1 protein-coding gene is annotated in these 568 nt (G+C 75.5%); it reads left to right on the top strand.

Going from position 1 to position 568, the window contains the following annotated elements:
- Positions 1-10: 10 nt before the first annotated feature.
- Positions 11-568: molybdopterin molybdotransferase MoeA (locus N2041_RS14695; protein WP_367187741.1), on the top strand; the 558-nt coding region annotated here is incomplete at its 3' end.

Below are 568 nucleotides of genomic sequence, written 5' to 3'. Positions count from 1 at the left end.
GACCCCGACCGTGGCGCTGCTCCCCCTCGACGAGGCCCGGGCCGTCGTCCTCGCTGGGTGCGCGGCGCTCGAACCGGTCCGTGTTGCGCCGGCCGATGCCGTGGGTTGTGTTCTCGCGGCACCCGTCGTCGCCGACCACGACCTGCCGCCGTTCGCCAACACGGCGATGGACGGTTTCGCCGTCCGGGCCGCCGACACCGCCGGCGCCTCTGCCGAGCACCCGGTGCGGCTGCGCATCTCGGGTGCGGTCACCGCTGGGCGCTCACCCGTCGTCGGCGTCGAGCCCGGCACGGCGGTGCGAATCATGACCGGCGCGCCGATCCCCCCCGGCGCCGACGGCGTCGTGATGGTCGAAGCCACGACGACGCTCGCCGACGGCACTGTCGAGATCTCGATGGCCGTCGAGCCCGGCGCGAACGTCCGCCCGGCCGGTGACGATCTGCACGCCGGCCAGCCGGTCTTCCCGGCCGGCACGGTGCTCGGGCCCGGGCACCTCGGGGTGCTGGCCAGCCTCGGGCGCACGGTCATCGAGGTCGTGCCCCGACCGCGTGTCGGGGTGCTCTCCACC

Source organism: Tepidiforma sp. (assembly GCF_026419595.1).
In the GTDB taxonomy this organism is placed as follows: Bacteria; Chloroflexota; Dehalococcoidia; order Tepidiformales; family Tepidiformaceae; genus Tepidiforma.
The sequence above is the reverse complement of the archived record's forward strand: the minus strand, read 5'-3'. Positions and strand labels throughout refer to the sequence as shown.